This is a genomic window from Streptomyces sp. NPDC046716 (genome assembly GCF_040645755.1).
Classification (GTDB): Bacteria; Actinomycetota; Actinomycetes; order Streptomycetales; family Streptomycetaceae; genus Streptomyces.
The window spans coordinates 87,373-106,780 of sequence record NZ_JBEYYU010000017.1; the positions used below are offsets into that span (position 1 = coordinate 87,373).

The window sequence follows — 19,408 nt, forward strand, 5'->3', positions numbered from 1 at the left end:
TGCGGCCGCATACAGAAGGCCGTGTCGGGTCAGACGGGCAGAATGCCCTGCTCCCGGACGAACTCGCCGAGCCAGGTCCGGAACTCCGGGCCGAGGTCCTCGCGCTCGCAGGCCAGGCGGACGACCGCGCGCAGATAGTCGCCGCGGTCCCCGGTGTCGTAGCGCCGGCCTCGGAAGACCACGGCGTGCACCGGGCCGCCCAGCGCCGGGTCGAGGGCCAGCTGTCGCAGGGCGTCCGTCAGTTGGATCTCGCCGCCGCGACCCGGCGGGGTTTCGCGCAGGATCCCGAAGACCTGCGGGGCGAGGACGTAGCGGCCGATCACCGCGAGGTTGCTGGGCGCGGTGCCCGGCTCGGGCTTCTCGACGAGATCGGTCACGACCAGTTCGTCGTCGGCGCCGCCGTCCACCGGGCCCACCGCGGCGCACCCGTAGAGGTGCGTCCGGTCGTCCTCCACCTCCATGAGGGCGACGACGCTGCCCCCGCGCTGTTCCTGGACCTCCAGCATCCGGGCGAGCAGCGGGTCGCGCTCGTCGATGAGGTCGTCGCCGAGCAGCACCGCGAAGGGAGCGTCGCCCACGTGCGGTTCCGCGGCCAGCACCGCGTGCCCGAGACCGAGGGGGTCGCCCTGCCGGACGTAGTGGACGTCGGCCAGCTCGCTGGACTCCCGGACGTGTGCCAGCTTGGCGGCATCGCCCTTCAGCTCCAGCAGGTGCTCCAGCTCGTAGGCACGGTCGAAGTGGTCCTCCAGGGCCCGCTTGTTGCGGCCGGTGACCATGAGCACGTCGTCGAGTCCGCTGCGCACGGCCTCCTCCACCACGTACTGGATGGCCGGGCGGTCCACGACCGGCAGCATCTCCTTGGGGGTCGCCTTGGTGGCGGGGAGGAAGCGGGTACCGAGTCCCGCGGCGGGGATGACGGCCTTGCGGGCGCGGGTGTTCTTGACTGGCACGGTTGTCTCCTGGCGCGGCGGTGACCTGCGCCTTCTCATGATCGTCGGACTCCTTCACACTAACCACACACAGGTCCATGCCTTCACGGCCTTTCGGACATCACGGACGCCCGGTGGAAGTGATTCGCAACCGCCCCTGGATCTATGTCAAAGCGCAACGGCTCCGCGTACAACCTTTTGCGATCCTGTCCCCATGGACGAACTCTTGCTGGTCGACGGGGCCAATGTCGTCGGATCGGTGCCGGACGGCTGGTGGCGCGACCGGCGCGGGGCCGCCGAGCGGCTGCGGGACCATCTCGCCGGGCACACCGAGCGCACCGGGGCGTCGGTGGTCCTGGTCGTCGAGGGCGCCGCGCGAGGTGTGGAGTCGGTGCCGGGCGTGACAGTCGAGTCCGCCCCCGGCAGCGGCGACGACCACATCGTGGCCTTCGTCGAGCGGGCCGAGGGTCCCGTGGTGGTGGTCACCGCCGACCGTGAACTGCGGCGGAGGGTGGAGGCGCTGGGGGCGCGGTGTGTGGGGCCGCGGACGGTGTGGCCGCCGGGGCGCTAGACCACACTCACGCTCTCTATCAGGACGTGGTGATCCGAGTAGGCCGAGTCGGCCACCGCGCACCACCGCCGGGGCTCACTGCTGAAGAGGTAGTCGATCTTCGCGCCGTAGTCGTGGGTAGGGCGCCCCACCCGTTCCGTTCCGGCCTGGTCGCATTCCAGGTATCCGTCGGTTCCCGGCCCTTTGGAGTACAGGTTCGCGGGCCACACCCACGCCGCGTCGTTGCCCGGATCGTCCGGCGACAGCGAGTTGAAGTCACCGCCGAAGACGACCTTCGGGAAGGACCGCACCACGCCCTCGATCTCGGCGAACTGGTCGTCCCGGTAGTCCCAGTCCGGGTGGTCCGGATTGCTGCCCAGGCGTGCCGCGTGCACGACGCACAGCCGCACGTTCCAGTACGTCGCGGTGGCGCAGTGGAACGGATTCTGCAGGCCGGTCCAGGGCTGGGTCAGCGGATGGCTCCGCGCGTCCGCCATCCCGGCCTTGATCACGACAGCCGTTCCGATACGGTCCGCGCGCCCGTCGTCGTTGCCGCACCGGCTGTTCCACCTGACGCCGGCCTGCGACCACTGGTACGGCTGGAAACTGGCGTCCCAGCCCGTGCCCAGCTCACCCATGAGCTGTGCGAGATCGTCCTCGCAGACCTCCTGGAGCAGTGCTGCTTGCACGTAGTTGTTCAGCACGTGGTACTTCACCACGCCGATCTTCTGCGCCGGTGTCCCGGTGCCCGCACAGTTCCAGCTGTCGCGCTGCGATCCGCACATGTTCCAGGACATGACCTGCAGGTTCTTGGGTTCCGCCGTTGCCGCCGCGGAGGGAGCCGCGCAGACGGCGGCGAGCAGCAGAGCGCTCAGCGCACCCGCAACCCTCCGCGCGGTGGAGAAGAGATCGCGCATTTCCCTGTCCTCGTCACTCTCGTCGTTCTCATCATTTCGGTTGTGCGGAAGGGTGCGCGTGCTGACCGCACCGATGGTCGTGGCGGCCGCCGCTACCTCGGCACGACGACCACCGCGGTACTCACCTTTCTCTCGGCCGTCCGGGAACCCCAGTCGTCCTTCGGACTGTTGACGAGGGATCCGTCCACGACCATCGTCGCGTCGCCGCCGTTGCCGAGACCGACGGCGTCCGTCGCCCCCAGCCACTTCATGACTTCTGCGGCCTCGGGCCAGCTCACACCGACGCTGACCGCCGGGTCACGACCGTCGAACGTGACGAGGAGCAGTTCACCGGATGCGGTGACGCCGGCCATGCTCCGTGGGTGGCGCTGCACCATCGTGCTGTTCGGGCCGTAGGAGAAGTTGGTCATCCCATTGGCCTTGGTGTTGAGGAAGATCTTCCCGTCGCGCACCAGGGCCGGACCACCGCCGGCCACGGCCGACAGAGTGGGGCTGGTGACGGAGGCCCCGGCCGCGTCCTTGATGGAGGCCCCCGGTGTGAACGCCGCGCCGACCTTGGCGTGCTCGGTGAGCCAGTCGGCTCCCTCTCCGATGCCCTGGAGCACCCTGCTACCTGTCGGAAGGGCGCCGCCCGCCGGAGATCGGACTTCCCGGACGACCCAATTGCCGTTCATGACGACATCGACGCTTTTCGTACCCTCCTTGATGGGCGGGGGTGTCGTCGCGCCCCACTCGGGACGGAAGACGACGATCTCGCTGTCGTCGGTGCACAGCTGATTGCGCCAGGGGCGGTCCGTCTGCGTCAGGACGCCGTTCATCATGAGCTGGTCACCGCCCACTCCCCCGCAGCCGAGCACCCTGCCGGGCGCACGGTTGATGCCGTCGAGGACGCGCACGTCGCCGTTGGGCGCCGTGACCTGCACGCTGGACGTGACCTCGGCGATGCGGGCGCGGGCACCCGCGCCTTCCAGGAGCAGTGCGGTGCGGCCGTTGTTGGCCGCGCTCAAGAGGACGTTGTCCTGGACGTAGAGCCCCTGGGGCACGCCCTCGTAGCCCGGGAAGCCGGGGAACGTACTGATGTCGAACTCGGTGCCGTTGACGGCGGCGAGCGCTCCCTCCGCCGTGGCCATGCTCCGCACCGTCTCGGAGGAGGACACGTAGGCGCCGTGGACCGCTTTGAACGTCACCGCGGCACTCGGCGAGACTCTCAGGACGTGTGCTTTCCAGGGTCCGGTGGTGGGCTCACCGTCCAGGGCCGTGTAGATGACCCGGCTGCCGTCGAAACCCGCCGTCGCCAGCCAGCCCGCCAGGCGGTCGGCGGAATCCTTGCGGTCCGTGGGAAAGGAGCCGACCCGCACCCCGTAGCCGAACAGTCCGCCGTCCCCGTCGGCCGACGCCGGAGCGGTGAAGGAGTCGACGACTCCGCTGAATCCCTCGTCGGCGAGCTGTGCCGCGAAGGCGTCGGCTGCGGCTTTGCTGCCGAACGTCTCCGTCCCGCTCTTCGTCCGGGCCCAGACCGTCCAGCGATCCGTGGCGGCGCCCTGGGTGAAGGTCTGGTACGTCACCCCGGGCGCGAGTGTGCGCGTCACGCCGTACTGCGTGACCGCGTCGTCGGGGCCCAAGGGCATTCGACCGGTGTCGGCGGCGCCGGTCTGCGCCTGTGGCAGGAGCACCGCTGCCGCGAGCAGGGACCCGGCCAGCAGAGCGCGAGCGAGTGGCGACCCGCCACGGTTGCGTACCGTCATGCGGACGTTCTCTCCATCGTTGATTTCTTCCTGACCGGCGTTCTGTTCTTGGCGCGGGTTCTCACGGCCGCTCGGGTCCGCCGACGGCGAGCGGCTATGCCCGGCGCCTGCGCGTCACCGCGCGGGCGGCGATGCCTGCGCCGATCAGCAAGGCAGCGGCCGACACCCCCCAGGCGGCCGAGCCCGCGCCGGTGGAGGCCAGTCCGCCCGTGCCCGCAGATCCGCCGGAGGACGTGGCGCCGGTGGCGGTGGCGGTGGCGGTGGGTGAGGCGTCACCGGAGGGGGTCCCCCCACCCGTTCCCGGCTCGGCCGTGGCTCCGGCATCCGCGCCCGGGGTCGCGTCCGGGGTCGCGTCCGGGGTCGCGTCCGGGACGATGAAGTCGATGTCCGCGGAGTCGTTGTCGGCGTTCTTGTCGTACGCGGACCACTCCGCCTGCCGCACGCGGACGGTGCCTCGCGACTGCGTCAGGGTTTTCTCGATCCTCAGCCGGAACCGGAAGGACTCCCGGGCGTCAGAGGCGAGGTCTCCCAGCGTGCACACATACCTGTGTCCCGGCACGGCCAGGCAGTCCTTCGGCTGATCGACAACGGTGACTCCGTCGGGGAGCTCGACCTCGAGTGAGGCGAACTCCGTCGGGTCCTGCGCGTCACCCAGCCAGGCGGGCCCATGGTTGCGCAGGACGAGATCGGCGACGACCTCGTCACCGGCACCGCCGCTGAGCCGTGCGCCGGTGACGGAGAGATCCGCGGTGTTCGTCACGTAGTAGGTCGAGAGCCAGGTGCTGTCGTTGCCGTAATCCTGGCCGGACGGGTCGTCGACCGGGCGCAGCTCCATTGCCGGGCCACTGCCCGCGGCCAGTGAGAGCCCTTCTCGCAGTTGGGCGAGAAAGCCGGGGGCGTCAGCGTAGACGGAGACCTGTGCGAATTCGTGGAAGGCGGCGGTGCCGAACTTGAGCGACGCCTCGTCCGGCAGCCGGAACTCACCGCCCGGCGGGACGGTCACGTCGAAGGAGCACAGCGCGATGTGCCGCTCCCCGGCGCCACGCCCCTCGCCATAGGCGCAGTTGGCGAACCGCCGGGACGGTTCGCTGCCCTCGGTGAAGCGGAAGACCATCAGCACGCCGCTCGCGGATGCCTTGCCGACGTTGCGGAAGGCGACGGGAAGCGGCCGCGTATCGCCGACGGCCGGTCTGGTCGCCGGCTGGTCGCCGCCCACCACCAGCTTCGGGCTGTTCGCGTCCGCCACGGCGGGACCGACGGCGGCACCGCTCGTGGCGACGGACAGGACCAGGATGCTCAGCGCCCATCGGGCCAGGAAGACTCTCACGCCCCCTCCGACTTCCCGATCTCTTCACACGTTGCACCCCTGAGCATTGCGAAATGATCACATCATGCTTGCGGTCAGCGGGTGAGGACGAACCATCCCCGCATCAGGGAGTGGTCGGACTCGGGATACTTGACCGTCTCCGCGCCGGAGGACCGCACGTGGTCGCTCCTGGCGAAGAGGTAGTCGATCTTCCGGCCGTCGGCAGTGGGTCCGGCTTTCGCGTGGTCGGCTTCCGTGAACCGTGTGATGAGGCAGCGAAGAGCGGGCGCGTCCGGCGGCAGATTGAGGTCCCCGGCGAGCACCACCGGCACCTTCGACGGGAACGTGTCCGTCCAGTCGCGAATCTCCCGCAACTGCTCCGGCGCGCGGCTGTACGTGTGAGCCGTGCAGGCCGTCAAAGGCTTGCCTCCGAACCGGGTGTGGGCGCAGAGCAGACCTCGTCGGACCGACACCGTGCGGCCACCGTTGACGTAGGTCTCGCCTCCGGAGTGCACGAAGCGGCGGTAGTCCTGCCGGCCGTCGGGTACGTTCCCGCGGCTGAGGACCGCGCTTCCGAACCGGCCCGTGGGTCCGCACGCCGGCACGTTGTCCTGCGCCGAGGCGTAGGTGCCGTCCATCGGCCAGCGTGCCCGGGAGAGTTGCCGCTTGAGCTCGGCGTACTGGGTGAGGCACACCTCGTTCACCGTGACCACGTCCGCTTTGAACGCGACCGTCTCCTTCACCAACCGGGCGACCGACGTCCCACGTCCGGATCGCCCGGAGTTCCACGGGCAGGCGTGTGCCGCCCCGCAGAGGTTGTACTGGACGACGCGGACGGTCCGCGGCTCCGACGCCGTGGAGTCCTTCTCACTCGGGAGCACCCACAGCAGAGCGGCGAGCACGAGCAGCACACCTGTCCCGGACCCGATCCACGGGGCCAACTTCCCGCGCGTCGCCGCTTCTCCCTCTCCGCGCCTCAACGGCACCGCCGCAACGCCTTCCTCAGAAATCCCCGGTGAACGGCCTGTGCTCGCACAGTCCGGCACAGTCGTGGCGGGTGGCACCGGCCGACCTGATCGGGCTGTCCTGCGGGACACCGACGACCTTGAACGTACGCGGTGCCGGGGCCGACTCGGTCGCGCCGAACAGGGCGATCACCTCGATGGTGTGGGTTCCCGGGCGCCAGGCATGGGCGTGCGTGAACGCCCACTCTCCCTCGTCGTCGACCCCTGTGGCACCGATGAGCACACCGCGCTCCATGATCACCACTTTGGTGACACCCGCCTGCACTTTGCCGGAGAAGCGAGGTCGGGGGCCGGTGAACGCTCCCTCCACGGGTGCCGTGACAACCGGACTCGGCACGTCGGTGCGCACGGTGAAGCCGTGCTCCGTAATCTCCGAGACCGCGTCCCCGCGCAGCGCGACGCCCTGGACGAGGTGATCACCCGCGGACCAGCTCACCGACCGGCGCCAGCTCCACTGCCCTGCGCCGCCCACACCGGTGCCACCGAGGTAGCGGCCCTGTTCGAAGAAGAGGAGGTACTCCGTGCCGGGCACACAACTGCCGGAGAACTTCGCCATCGGGCCCGCGACGCCACCGGGAGCCGGCTTGGTGATCACCGGTGCGGGACCGGTCCGCTGGGTGAACCGGAGCGCCGACTCCGGGGACTGAACGGTGAATTCGCCGGAGACCGGCGGCATCATCGGAGGTTCTCTGAGAGCCGCGACGTCCACCTCGGACTTGTCGAGGACACCCAGGTTGCAGAGTTCGGCCACGATCAGCCGGGCCACCTCGAAGGCCCCCGTGTGGTTCAGGTGAGTGGAGTCGATCGTGCCGTCCGGATGCAGCGGGTGCTCGCCCGGGTCCGTCCAGCAGAAGTACTGACGCAGTCGGGTCGGCCCGAGCTGCGCCCACAGTTGCATGGTCCGGGAGGTCAGATCGACCAGGGGCACTCCGAGCCGGGCCGCGACGTCGGCCATGGCACGCGGGTAGTGGCCGAGTGTGTTGAGCACCTCACCGTGCTCGGAGAACGCGTAGCGCGCCATCGGAGTGACCAGGACGGGTATCCCGCCCTCTCCATGGATGTACGTCACGAAGAGGCGCAGCAACTCCTGGTACTCGGGAACCGGCACGTATCGCGTGCCGTTGTGGATCATGTGGTCCACGTAGCCGAAGCCGATCAGGACGACGTCGCCCCGCTGCATTCGGTTGAGCATCGCGGGGAAGCGCTCGGTGAAGTACTTGCGCGTCGTCATCGCGCTGCGCGCGTAGTTGGCGACATCGAAGTGGCTCGCGAGCAACTCCCCGATCTTCTGCCCCCAGCCCGCCATGGGTGCTTCGGCGTCCGTGCGCGGTGCCGGGACGGAGTCTCCGAGCACGAATACGGTCCGCTTCATCTCTCATCCGCCCCTAGCGGTCGACGACGTTCATGGCCATGGCTCCCGAGGCCGAGCAGTAGGGCCGCACCCAGACGGGGCGCTGGGGATGCACCACGGCGTACGGGGAGGACTCCTCGCCCGCGAGCGGCACCGGTGGGTACGCGTACGCGCTCTTGACGTCGGGGAAGTCCTCGAGGAGGTGGCAGACGCGGATCTTGTGCCGGAGTTCCGGATCCGGCTGCAGCCACCAGTCCCAGTCCTCCCAGCGTTCGAGCCGTCGCTCGACCACGGCCTCGATCGGCGGCTCAGCCTTGAAACGTCTGCTGCCCAGCAGCCGGACCGGTACCGAGAAGCTCGTTCCGTGCCGTCCTCGGCGGCTGACGACGAACCGTGCGCCCTGCCTGAGCACGGCGCTGCCGCACAGCACGCCCTCGACGTGGATGGCGGTGTCCGTCACCTCGACACCGACGCATTCGGCGTGTTGTTCGCGCAGCACGGTACGGAGCATCAGTCGGCCGTTGGGTTGTGCGTACGGGAGGTTCCAGCCGAGCCGATGGGCGCCCGGCCGGGCCATCAGCCGCTCACGTGCCACGATCAGGGACCTCGTGTCGCGCAGTCCGGCCTTCATGTGGACCCCCGAGATCTTCGTGGAGTCCATGGTCACCTGCCAGCGGCCGTCGCCCAGCCGGTCGAGGGCACTGGGATCGAGGGAGGCGGTGTAACGGGTCCCCCCGTTGTCCAGGAAGGCACGCTCGGTCGTCAGAGGCAGCTTGGGCCGCGCGTGGCCGTCGGAGGGCTTGTCCCGCAGGACGAACTGCCAGCGGTGCCTGCCCTCGGCCGGGCCGTCGGCACTGAACCGCAGCCGGCCTTCCTCGTCCGTGGTGACGTTCACGGTGGTCGCGCCGATGGACTTCGGGGGCACCGTGGCCACCGCGTGCGTGTCCCGGCGGGCTCGGGCCGGCTGGCGGTAGCCACGCTCCGCTGCCGCACGGCGGCGGGCCGCGTCCTCGAAGAGCCGAACGTAGGTGTCCGCCACCGCGGCGGGGTCGAAACGGGCCGCGTTGTGCAGCGCGGCTGTGCCCATGGCCTCGCGCAGCGCGTCGTTCTCCATCAGGCGCCGCAGCCCCCAGGCGATCGCGTCCACGTCACCGTTGGGCACGAGGAATCCGTCCTCCCCGTGGGCGAGGATCTCGCGCGGTCCGACCGGGCAGTCCGTGGAGACCACGGGCAGCCCGCACCGCATGGCCTCGACGAGGGTCATGCCGAACGACTCGGCGCTCGAAGTGACCGCCGCGATGGATCCCTTGGCCCACTCGGACTCGATCGGCGAGAAGCCGCCCATGAGCAGCGCCCGCCCGGTCAGGCCGAGTTCGGTGACCAGGGCTCGCAGCTTCCCTGCCTCGCCGCCGTCGCCGTAGATGCGCAGCTGCCAGTCGGGGAACTCGTCTGCGAGTGCCGCGAACGCCCTGATGAGCAGGTCGTAGCGCTTGATGTGGTGCATGCGGCCGGCGCTGACGACGACCTTGCCCCTGCAGTCGGAGGGCTCCACGGACGGCTTGGGCACGCTGTTGGGGATGCCGACGACCGGGATACCGGGAACCGGGGTGTTCTCCATGAAGGAGTGGGCGTCGGCGTCGGTGACCGTGGTGATCGCGTCGAGGCGCGGGTAGACCCGGGCCATCTCAGCGCGCACGGCGGGGGGAATGGCCAGATGCGTCATGTGCTCCTGGGCGACCCGCAGCGCGCCGTCCCGGGTGTACCGGGCGACGAACAGGTTGAGACTGGGGCGGGTGCCGACGACGACGTCCGCGTCGGTGCGCTCCAGATCGCGGATGATGCGCTGGTCGGTGAACTTGCTGTACTGCGCGTAGTACTCCTCCTGGCGCGGCACCACGTCACTGGGCTGATCGCTGCCCGCGGCCGAACGGTCCGCGGAGCCGGGGCGCAGGTCGATCAGAGCTCGGACGGTGATCCTGGGGGAGATCTCGAACTTGGTGATGTTGGTGCGCCTGAACACCGACACGATCTCGACGTCGTGGTGGACGGCGAGGGCCTCCGCGAGGTTGATCACCGTGCGGTTGGTGCCGCCGATCCCGTAGATGTTGTTGATGAGAAAGGAGATCTTCACCGGACCTCGCCCTCCTTGCGCTCGAACGGGCTGGGCACGGGGTAATAGCCGTCGAGGAATCGGCGCAGCATCGCCGTCTGCCGGGCCGTGTCATGGCCGTCGGAGAGCGTGTCGTTGATGCAGAAGGCCTTCCGGTCGCGACGGGCCAGCAGGATGCCGAGACGACGCTGGATCTCGGGGCGGGCCAGGTCGAGGTAGGCGAAGGTGATCTCGGAGGGGACGGCCCGGCCGGTGAAGTAGGCGTAGTAGTGGTAGAGCGACGACGGGATCGAAATGTCGTCCGCGCTGCGGAACCGGCTCCGGGACGTCTGCCGGTGCGCCTCGGCGTACTCGTGCTCTATCTCCTGGAGCACGCTGCGACGCAGCGCGTAGGGGGCATGCCGGATCTTCTGGACGAGAGACGAGCCGAAGTTGTCATGGATGAGACGGCGGTTGTTCTTGCCCGCGGCGTCCACCGGCCGGTCCCCCAGCGTCCGCTCCCACCGCGGTACCTGAGAGGGCGACAGGAACGTCCTGGTCATGCCGTTGGAGAGGAAGAAGTCACCCGGGGTGACGGGACGGCCGAGGAACATGTCGTCGTTGAAGTAGAGGAAGTGCTCGGACAGCCCCTTGATGTGGTGCAGCCGGCTCTCGATGGCATGGGAGTTGAAGGTCGGCAGCGCGTCGGCCTCGTCGAATATCTCCGAGTGGTCGACCACGCTGATGCGCGGATGACGGTCGGTGAGCCAGGACGGGCGCTGCCGGTCGGTCACCACGTAGACGTGGCGCACCCAGGGGGCGTTCTGCTCCAACGCGCGCAGGGAGTAGCGCAGTTCGTCACGGCTGATGTAGCGCGCGGCGTTCGCGGACTCCGTGTGGTAGCCGCCCTCTCCGTACGCGGCCCGGCGGCGCTGCCACGCGGGGTCGTTGCCGTCGACCCAGGTATAGACGACGTCGATGGGGAAGCGGACGTCCTCGGGCAGCGCGTCGGCGCACGGCGCGATGGTGCGCACGGACCGGGTGCGGCGGGTGTGCAGGGCCGCGAAAGCGGTGAGTCTGCTGACGGGAACGGTGACCCGCGGCTCGTCGAAGGCTACGTCCTCGGTGACGCGGTTGGGCCGGGGCGCCACCAGACGGCCCTCCCGCAACTGCCAGAACTCGATGTCGCAGCCGTGCGCGAGACCCAGTACGAGTGAGGCCGCGGGATCGCTCCACACCATGCCGGTACGCAGCACCGAAGCGGTGCGCACCAGTTGCTGCCCGTGCTTGGAGGCGCACAGGGCCCTGCGGCCCACCGCCACATCGCCTCGGCAGGCGCTGACGTAGACGGGGCCGGTGTCGGCGGTGCGCATCAGGGCGTGCGCCACGCGGTCCCGGTCAGCCTCGGCCACGGCCAGACAAGATCGGAACTCGGAGTCGCCGCGTACGGCGAAGTAGTCGACGCCCGCTTCTTCCAGGAGGGTGGAGACGAGTTCGAGATTGGCCTCGCGCAGTCCGAGTGGTGACACGGTCGGCCGGATGAGCGCGATCTGCTTGCCGTGGCCGGCCAGGACGGCGAGCCGCTCGTCCGTGTTGAACAGGTGGGGCCAGCGCCGACGCGCCTGCCTGGTCCGCACGAGCCGCGCGATCAGAGTCGTCGCCTGGAGGTGCCGGAGGACCTGTTTCAGTCCGCTCCGCAGGCGTGCCGGTACACGGCGTGCGACCTGGCGTCGCAGACCTCTGGGGACAAGGGTGCGGTAGGCCCCCACGACCGCTGACGCCTCGGGATTTCCCATGCTCACGACTGGTTGTCCGACTCCTTGGGTACCCCGTACTCGAAGATGCTGGGGACGGGGTAGTAACGGCGCAGAAAGCGGCTGACGGCCTCGGTTCCGCCCTGGAGGGCATGCGCGTCCCCCAAGCCGTAGAACTGGATCTGCTGGGTGTCCCTGCGGACGAGCATCCGGTTCAGGCGGTGCTCGATGCCGGGCAGGGCGGCGTGCAGCGTCGTCGATGTCTCGCCGGACGGGTCGGCCAGTCCCGAGGCGTACGCGATGTGGTGGAGCAGACTGTCCATCGGGTGACCACCGGGGACCATGGCCACGGCCTGGCCGTCGAAGACCGGGGGCACGGTGATGCCCGCCCCGCCAAGGTGATCAAGGGTCACGCAGCGGTGGGGCTGGGGTCCACCCGCGTAGCTGTGTGCGGTGACCCTCATGGTCGCCGCGTACGCGGCGCGGGTCCATGGAGCGAACGATTCCTCGGCGGTCCACCGGCCCTTGCGGGGACGGGTGACGCCGTGGGGTCCGAAGTAGTCGAACGGCCGCACCGGACGGCCGAAGAGGGCACCGGGGCGCAGCAGCACGAAATGCTCCGCGATGTCGGGGAGTTCGTGCAGCCGCCATTCGGCTCCCGGGCCTGCGGGCACGACCGTGAGCCGTTCGTCGGCGCGCACCCATCCGGGCACCGGGGCCTGGGCGACCACGTGGACGACGTCCGTCCAGGGGGCGTACTGGTGGATCGAGCGCAGCGCGGCGCGCAGCAGTTCCTCGCCCCAGGGGGTGGCGTGCTGCCACAGCACGACCATGTCGACCGGGAAGGTGATCTCTTCGAGCCGTGGAACGTCGAAATCCTCCAGGGTGACCGTCGGTTCCAGGTCGCCGTCGACGTCGCAGTAGCCCGAGAGGCGGTCCAGACCGATGTCGACGCCGGGCGCGTCCGCGGGCACGGCACGCTGGACCCGGTTGGGCCGAGGGCCGATGAGGCGTTCCTGCGGCAGGTCGTTGTTGACGGTCCAGAACTCGATCTCGATGCCCTGGTCCTCACCGACCCACAGGTTGCCGGTGGGTTCGGTGCGCAGCCAGACCAGGCGGATGACCCGGGCCCTGCCGAAGTGCTTCCACGCCTTCACATGGCTGCCGGGGATCATCTCGGTGTCGCTGTTGGCCGGCGACACCGACACCACGTATCCGGTGTGCTCCTCCAGCAGGGCTCGCAGGGATCGCCGAACCGCGCCCTTGTCCCGCTGGTCCACGGCCAGCGCGATGCGCCGGTCGTCGAGGGCGGGTACCGCGAACCACGGGACACCGGCCGCGTCCAGGGCCTGGGTGACCAGGTCGTGGTCGAGCCGGCGGGCGAGGTCGACGCTGAGGCCGGTGTGCAGATGCCCGATCCGGCCGTCCGGCGCGTCGACCCGCGCCTCGGAGCTGCCCAGCCCGGCCTTGCGGACGCGCTGCAGGGCGCGCCGGTGCAGCCGGGCCTCGCGGCGGACGAGGGTCTGTGCGAGCGAGCGCTTGACCTTGCGCCGGACGCGCCCCGGGACCGTGGTGGCGGCGACGGAGCGCACCGGCTGCGGGACGAGGCGTCGGTAGACATGAGCCGCGGAGCTCAGTGACGTCTGGTCTGCCACGTCAGGAACTCCGTCTCATCGCTCGTAGGGACTTGGGGTCGGGAAATAGGAAGTGAGGAAGCCGTCCAGGAGTTCTTGCTGGGCCTCGATGTCCTCGGGGGTGGAGAAGGCGTCGTTGAGGCAGAAGGAGTCCTGGTCACGGCCGTCGAGGAGCCTTTGCAGCCGGTCGGCCAGGTCGGGCACCGCGAGTTGCAGATAGGTGAAGGGCATCGAACCCGGCTGCCCCCGGCCTTGCAGCGCCGCGTAGTAGAGGGCGAAGGACGAGGTGGGCGAGAGGTCGGTCATCGCCCGGAACCGGCTGGCCGATGTGCGCGCCCAGGCTTCGGGGAAGTCCCGCTCGGCCTCCTCCATCGACGACCGGCGCAGCGCGTACGGAATGTGTTCCATCGGCTGCGTGATGACACGCCCGAATCGCTCGTACAGGAGCGCACGATTGTTCTTGCACGCCGCGTCGACGGGGGTGTCGGTCTCGACGACCGGGCCCTGCGGAATGCGGTTGCGGGACGGGAAGTAGCGGGCGACGCCGCTGGGGGTGAAGAACGCGTGGGGGGCGACGGGGCGCCCCATGAACATGTCGTCGTTGAAGTAGAGGAAGTGCTCGGCCAGTCCCTCGATGTGGTGCAACTGGCTCTCGATGGAGTGCGAGTTGAACGTCGGCAGGTCGGCCGGGTTGTGGAAGATCTCCCGGTGCGAGGCGATCCGCAATCCCGGAATGTCCTCGCGCAGCCACGGCGGAACCTGGTCGTCGGTGACGATGTAGATGTTCCGTATCCACGGCGCGAACAGGTGCAGGGAACGAACCGAGTACCGCAGCTCGTCGCGGCTGATGAACCGCGCGTCGCTCGCGGACTCGGCGTGATAGGCCTCGCCCTTCGCCGTGGCCTTGCGACGCTGCCAGACCGGGTCGTTGCCGTCGACCCAGGTGTACACGGCGTCGACCGGGAAAGTGATGTCGTCGGCACTGTTGACCAGGAACTCGGGCCGGGTGGGCAGTGCGGGGGCGAAGCGCGGGTCCGTCCAGTCGGAGACGAAGCGGCTGAACAGCCGGGCGGCGCCGAGCACATTGACTCCGTCGGCCGCCACCGCCCAGGTGGCCCGGTTGGCACGCGGCGCGATCAGATACGTGCCCTGCTGCTGCCAGAACTCGACCGCGCAGCCGTACTCGTGGCCGAGGAGCAGGTGTCGTCCGGGATCGGTGCGGTACCAGCTGACCTGGACGATCCGGGCGTCGGAGACGTCGCGCCAGGCACGGGGGTCGCGCGACGAGACGGGTTTGGCGGTGCGGAGGGCGTCGGGGTCGATCACGCTCAGGTGACCGGGATAGTGGCCGAGCCCCTGGAAGATCGCGGCGAGGGCCTGCTCGCGGTGGTGATCGGCGACGGCGACGGTCGTGCCGTGATCCGAGGTGCCGCGGACCGTGAAGTGCGGCACACCCGCTGTGTCCAGCAGTGAGGTGAGGGCGCGCCGGTTGGCTTCGCGGGCCGCCAGCGGGGTCAGGTCCTGCTCGACGTAGACGTCGGAGTGCTCGCCGGAGGGTGCCGTGGTCGACCGCGGCGCGGCGATACGCGGAGCGGCGCCGGCCGACGGGTTCGACAGTGCGGTAGGAGCGGGCCCCGTCCCCCGAACCGCAGGTTCGGAGAAGGTGGTCACGGCCGCCGCCCTTCACGGAAACGCACAGGCAGCACCTGGCAACCCTCCTCTTCTCGTCTGCCCGAAGGGGCATGGACGAGCCACAGCGATCGCACGCCCTCGTGCCCCCCGGCTCGAACTGCGACCACTCACAGACCAACTACGAGATGTCGTATTCGGTCGTAAAACGAATGAATAAACCCATCAAAGGTCGCGCACATCTTCACCATTCTCTTACCTTGATGTCAACAGCAGTTATAACTTGCGCAACTTTGATCAATTCGGACATAAGGCCTCTCCAGCCCCGTTCGACAACAGAGCCGGTCTATAGTTCGAAGACAGCACGGCCCTTCGGCCGGCCCACGGCCCGGCCTCTCCCCCCACTCGTGGCCCCCACGCCCGTCACCATCCCGGGCCGGTGTCGCACGCACCGAGCCACTTGTGAGAGAGGACAACGCGGCATGACGCACGCCCTGACGGAGCCGCAGGAGAACCAGAGATCCAGGCGCGCGCCCGGCGGGCGCCGCAAGGGGAAGCCGCAGAAACGCCGTCGTGTCTGGCGGTGGATTCTGCTGGCGCTCGTGCTCGTCGTGCTCGCCGCGGGCGGCACCGGATACTGGCTCTACAGCAACCTCAACGGCAACATCGACGGCGTCGACCTCGACAAGGCGATCGGCACCGACCGCCCCGAGAAGCTGCCGACCAGCGGTACGAACGTGCTGGTCCTCGGCTCGGACTCGCGGGCCGGCGCCAACGCGAAGCTGAAGACAGGCAACGTCTCGGGCGCCCGCTCGGACACCGCCCTCGTGATGCACATACCCGAGGGCCGCAAGCAGGCCACGGCCGTCAGCATCCCGCGCGACACCCTCGTCACCCGCCCCGAGTGCGCCAAGACCGACGGCACCACCCTGCCGTCGGCGAAGCGCGTGATGTTCAACTCCGTCTACTCGTTGGCCGGTCCGGCCTGTGTGGTCAAGACCGTCGAGAAGATGTCCGGGGTCCGCCTCGACCACTTCATGGAGATCGACTTCGCGGGCTTCAAGGACCTCGTCGACGCCATCGGCGGCGTGAACGTCACCGTCGACCAGGCGATCCACGACAAGTCCAGCGGGCTCGACCTGACCAAGGGCACCCACAAGCTCGACGGCACCGAGTCCCTCGCGTTCGTCCGCACCCGGCACGGCATCGGTGACGGCAGCGACCTCGGCCGCATCGGTCTCCAGCAGCAGTTCATGATCGCCCTGCTGAGCGAGATCAAGAAGCAGGACCTGCTCGGCAGCCCCACCAAGTCGTACAAGATCGCGGACAGCCTCACCGCCTCGCTGACCACCGACTCGGAGCTCGCGAACCTCAAGGCGCTCGCAGAGTTCGGCCGCAGCCTCAAGGGCGTCGACCCGGAGACGATGGAGACGATCATGCTCCCGGTGCAGTACGACACCGCCGACCCCAACCGGGTCGTCGCCGCCGAGCCGCAGGCCACGCAGTTGTGGAAGGCGCTGCGCACGGGCGAGGAGATCCCCGAGTCGGCGAAGAAGTCACCGGCCGGCGGAGGAACGACGAACTGAGGGGCACGGACACGTGAGGAGGGGGTGGACCCGCCGGGTCCACCCCCTCCTCACGTCGCGCGGCCGCGGACCGGCCGACGGCGCCGCCTCAGACGCGCTCCGACCGGGCCATCTCGAAGCCTCCGTGCCCGGTCTGCCGCGCGATGTGGAGCGCTCCGTCGGCGCCGATCATGCCGAGCACGACCCTCCCGTGCGCGTCCCGCGCCAGCCCCGGGGCCCCTGTGCACCGCTCACCCGTGGCCGACCACCACGCGCCCGCCTGCTCGTTCTCCGTGCCGAAGGCCGACAGCATGACCTGGCCCTGGACATCCCGGTGGGCCAGCACCGTGCAGTCGTAGCCGTCCAGCACGGTCCGCAGCGCGGCCACGGGGCTGTCGTCCGGGGCACCGCCGAGCGGGAACACCCAACTGCCCGGACGGTGCGCCGCGAGACCTCCCGTCGTGGGGTCGGTCCAGAAGTACGTGGTCCGGCCGGGCGCCGTCTCCAGCGCCACCGCGCTACCGCGGGCCACGGCGACCGGGATGTTGGGAGCCTGGCGGAAATCGCCCTCGGGCTGGTCCTGGACCCACCGCATGACGACATCCTTCCCTGGAACCATCGCCTCCACATGACCGGAGGAGTGAGCCACCAGAGCCATCGGATCCTGCGCCTGGCTGCCCTTGAGATCGGTCCAGGGACCCCACTTGCCGCCCGGCAGTTCCCGGCGCAGCATGACCCCGCCCCCCGCATTGCGTGTGAAGACGTACACGGTGCCGGACGAGCTGATCGCCGCTGCGGGTATGCCGAGACGGACGGCCTTGGCCTGGTCCTTGTGCGGGTTGCCCAGCGAGCGCCACTCGGTGACGGCGCGCCCCGTCTGGTACTGGATGGCATGGACGATGTCGACCACAGGAGCGCCCTCCCCCTTGCGCACCTCGCGGCGGCCGACGAAGTGCACGTAGGTATCGGCGCCCTGGGCGACGGAGAGGTGGGTCAGCCCGGCCACCGGGAACGCCTCGGGGCCGTCCCACTCCGGGCCTCCCGGCCTCTGCTCCGTCCACCGCAGCAGTGCGCTCGCGGTACGTGCGTAGGCGGTCAGCCGACCGTCCTTGCCGAGCACGAGCCAGCGGCCGTCGACGGGACCTTCGGCCCGCTGACGGGGCTCCGACGTACGCTCCGTGTCGAGAGTCACTCTGTCTCGGGCGGCGCCGCGCCCGGATCCGGTCCGCATGACGTGACCTGTCCCTTCCCTGCTCACGGGCGCCGTCGATCACGTTTTCCGAACCTGTGTGCGCACCGAGCGGTCCCATCATAGAGTGGCCGCCCGGTGAACAAGGTGGGGTCTTCCTGTGTGCGGCTCCCTGAACATCGACCGGTCTCAGCCCCGGCGCCGGTACACCACCGCCCCGTCCACCCGCGCAACCTCCTCGTACGAACCGAGCATCCGCCGCACCGCCCCCACCCGCCCCACCCCGTACGGACCGCCCCGTGAGTCGTCCACCACGAGCCCCGGCGGCCGGGCCGCGAACTCGGTGCGGAAGGTGTGCCAGGTGCCCGGGACGGCCCACCGCTCCCCCACCCGCGGGCCGTCCCGGCCGCCGCTGTAGTTGGTGAGCAGGCCGGCGGTCAGGAAGCGGGTGGCCGGGGGGCGGTCGGCCAGCCAGTACGTCTCCGGGTGCATGCCCCAGATCAGGACCGGCTCGCTGGGGAGCGTGCGGGCCCGCACCGCGTCGGCGACCCGTTGGGCGTGGGCGAGGTCGGGGCGCGGGGCGAGCAGGCCCCAGCCGATGAAGAGGGCGCAGCAGCAGGCGGAGACGAGGAGGGCGTCCACGGCGCGTTCGCGCGGCAGGATCTGGAGCGCCGCGGTGCCCAGGAGGGCCAGGGGCGGGGTGAGTTGCAGGTAGTAGTGGCCGAAGAAGTGGAAGCCGGCCAGGACCGCGACGCCCGACGAGCCGAGCCAGAGCCACAGGTCGCCGTGGCCGGTGCGGGCGAGGCGCAGCACACGGACGATCGGCGGCAGGATGCCCGCGCAGGCGACTCCCAGGATCGCCGCGTTCACCAACCCCCGTACGAGGACGTGGAGTTCGGAGCCGGTGAAGGAGGCGTACGCGCCCGAGCCGGTCACCGTCCAGAACAGGAAGCCGGCCGGGTCGGTGGCGCAGGCCGCCGCGAGGACCGGTGCCGTCACGCCCACCGCGCACCGCACCACAGCCGCCCGCGGCGCCCCGCACCGCCACAGCGTCCAGGCCACCGGGATCAGGACGGCCGCGCCGGTCTGCTTGGTGAGGAAGGCGCCCGCGACGGCCGCGCCGCACCAGCCCCAGCGGCGCCGGTCGGCGCACCACACGGCCGCCGCCGTCCACGGCAGCATGAACACCTCGAAGGTCGCGGCCTGCGCGTCCTCCGGGTTGAGGCCGACGGAGATCAGCAGGTACAGCACGCCCGCCGTGCGTCCGGCGCCGTCGCCCCAGCGGCGCCGGGCGGTCGACGCGAGCAGCACCGCCGTCACCAACTGCGCCGCCACGGCACACCACTTGAGCGGGGTGAGCGACTGCGAACCGAAGAGGGCGAACACCGCCTCGTACAGCCAGGGCAGGAACGGCGGTTTGCGGTCGACGACCGACTCGTACAGCGCGCCGCCGTGCGCCAACATCCGTGCCTGGACGGCGAGATAGCCCTCGTCGGGGTTCCACAGCGGCCGCGCGAAGGACGGCAGGCGGGTGGCACAGGCGAGGAGGGCGAGCAGCGGGAGCAGCCGTCTCCAGTAGCCGGGGCGGCCGGTGGGGCCGGAGTGCGGGGCGGCGCGGCGGACGTCGGACACGGACGGTAGCGGCTGCGGCGCCTGGGTGAGCATCACGCCAAACTATCCGGCCCCGCAGTTCCCGCCGAAGCGGAACATACGGGGCCGAGGCAA

14 protein-coding genes are annotated in these 19,408 nt (G+C 70.0%); 2 read left to right on the forward strand and 12 right to left on the reverse strand.

Going from position 1 to position 19,408, the window contains the following annotated elements; all coding sequences use genetic code 11:
• Window positions 1–29: 29 nt before the first annotated feature.
• Window positions 30–950: a UTP--glucose-1-phosphate uridylyltransferase GalU gene (galU, locus tag ABZ930_RS15660; RefSeq protein ID WP_361547470.1), complete on the reverse strand. Its 921-nt coding sequence runs from the start codon at window positions 948–950 to the stop codon at window positions 30–32.
• Between the two features lie 193 nt (window positions 951–1,143).
• Between galU and ABZ930_RS15665 the strand changes: the two genes are divergently transcribed.
• Entirely contained in the window at window positions 1,144–1,500 is a 357-nt protein-coding gene (locus tag ABZ930_RS15665; protein ID WP_361547473.1) for an NTP pyrophosphohydrolase, read from the forward strand.
• On the opposite strand, the gene ABZ930_RS15670 is transcribed toward ABZ930_RS15665, so the two are convergent.
• From ABZ930_RS15670 to ABZ930_RS15710, 9 genes are all read right to left on the reverse strand, one after another.
• A complete protein-coding gene (locus ABZ930_RS15670; RefSeq protein ID WP_361547476.1) occupies window positions 1,497–2,396 on the reverse strand; it encodes an endonuclease/exonuclease/phosphatase family protein in 900 nt (299 codons plus the stop codon). The genes ABZ930_RS15665 and ABZ930_RS15670 overlap by 4 nt on opposite strands.
• 92 nt (window positions 2,397–2,488) lie before the next feature.
• Window positions 2,489–4,141 (reverse strand): phosphodiester glycosidase family protein, encoded by a 1,653-nt coding sequence (locus ABZ930_RS15675; protein WP_361547479.1) that lies wholly within the window; start codon window positions 4,139–4,141, stop codon window positions 2,489–2,491.
• A gap of 94 nt (window positions 4,142–4,235) precedes the next feature.
• Window positions 4,236–5,468, reverse strand: coding sequence for a hypothetical protein (locus ABZ930_RS15680; RefSeq protein WP_361547482.1), 1,233 nt, complete (start codon window positions 5,466–5,468; stop codon window positions 4,236–4,238).
• Window positions 5,469–5,542: 74 nt separating this feature from the next.
• Entirely contained in the window at window positions 5,543–6,349 is an 807-nt protein-coding gene (locus ABZ930_RS15685) for an endonuclease/exonuclease/phosphatase family protein (RefSeq protein ID WP_361547485.1), read from the reverse strand.
• A gap of 100 nt (window positions 6,350–6,449) precedes the next feature.
• Window positions 6,450–7,844: a GDSL-type esterase/lipase family protein gene (locus ABZ930_RS15690; RefSeq protein WP_361547488.1), complete on the reverse strand. Its 1,395-nt coding sequence runs from the start codon at window positions 7,842–7,844 to the stop codon at window positions 6,450–6,452.
• A gap of 13 nt (window positions 7,845–7,857) precedes the next feature.
• Window positions 7,858–9,954, reverse strand: a complete 2,097-nt coding sequence (locus ABZ930_RS15695) for a glycosyltransferase family 4 protein (protein ID WP_361547491.1) — start codon at window positions 9,952–9,954, stop codon at window positions 7,858–7,860.
• Window positions 9,951–11,549 (reverse strand): stealth family protein, encoded by a 1,599-nt coding sequence (locus tag ABZ930_RS15700; protein ID WP_361547494.1) that lies wholly within the window; start codon window positions 11,547–11,549, stop codon window positions 9,951–9,953. Before ABZ930_RS15700 ends, ABZ930_RS15695 begins: the two co-directional genes overlap by 4 nt.
• A gap of 161 nt (window positions 11,550–11,710) precedes the next feature.
• Window positions 11,711–13,321, reverse strand: a complete 1,611-nt coding sequence (locus ABZ930_RS15705) for a sugar phosphotransferase (RefSeq protein ID WP_361547497.1) — start codon at window positions 13,319–13,321, stop codon at window positions 11,711–11,713.
• 15 nt (window positions 13,322–13,336) lie between these two features.
• A complete protein-coding gene (locus ABZ930_RS15710; protein ID WP_361547500.1) occupies window positions 13,337–14,971 on the reverse strand; it encodes a stealth family protein in 1,635 nt (544 codons plus the stop codon).
• A 440-nt stretch (window positions 14,972–15,411) separates the two neighbouring features.
• Here ABZ930_RS15710 and ABZ930_RS15715 point away from each other — a divergent pair, with 440 nt between their 5' ends.
• Window positions 15,412–16,515 (forward strand): LCP family protein, encoded by a 1,104-nt coding sequence (locus tag ABZ930_RS15715; protein ID WP_361547503.1) that lies wholly within the window; start codon window positions 15,412–15,414, stop codon window positions 16,513–16,515.
• A gap of 88 nt (window positions 16,516–16,603) precedes the next feature.
• On the opposite strand, the gene ABZ930_RS15720 is transcribed toward ABZ930_RS15715, so the two are convergent.
• On the reverse strand, window positions 16,604–17,725 hold the full coding sequence (locus ABZ930_RS15720) for a hypothetical protein (protein WP_361547506.1): 1,122 nt from the start codon (window positions 17,723–17,725) through the stop codon (window positions 16,604–16,606).
• Between the two features lie 147 nt (window positions 17,726–17,872).
• Entirely contained in the window at window positions 17,873–19,348 is a 1,476-nt protein-coding gene (locus tag ABZ930_RS15725; RefSeq protein WP_361547509.1) for a glycosyltransferase family 39 protein, read from the reverse strand.
• Between the last annotated feature and the right edge of the window lie 60 nt (window positions 19,349–19,408).

Bases quoted from the DNA above. Each gene is read 5' to 3' on its own strand.
- ABZ930_RS15690 (WP_361547488.1), bottom strand. From the start codon at position 7,844: ATGAAGCGGACCGTATTCGTGCTCGGAGACTCCGTCCCGGCACCGCGC.
- ABZ930_RS15720 (WP_361547506.1), bottom strand. From the start codon at position 17,725: ATGCGGACCGGATCCGGGCGCGGCGCCGCCCGAGACAGAGTGACTCTC.
- ABZ930_RS15670 (WP_361547476.1), bottom strand. From the start codon at position 2,396: ATGCGCGATCTCTTCTCCACCGCGCGGAGGGTTGCGGGTGCGCTGAGC.
- ABZ930_RS15715 (WP_361547503.1), top strand. From the start codon at position 15,412: ATGACGCACGCCCTGACGGAGCCGCAGGAGAACCAGAGATCCAGGCGC.
- ABZ930_RS15725 (WP_361547509.1), bottom strand. From the start codon at position 19,348: ATGCTCACCCAGGCGCCGCAGCCGCTACCGTCCGTGTCCGACGTCCGC.
- ABZ930_RS15665 (WP_361547473.1), top strand. From the start codon at position 1,144: ATGGACGAACTCTTGCTGGTCGACGGGGCCAATGTCGTCGGATCGGTG.
- ABZ930_RS15675 (WP_361547479.1), bottom strand. From the start codon at position 4,141: ATGACGGTACGCAACCGTGGCGGGTCGCCACTCGCTCGCGCTCTGCTG.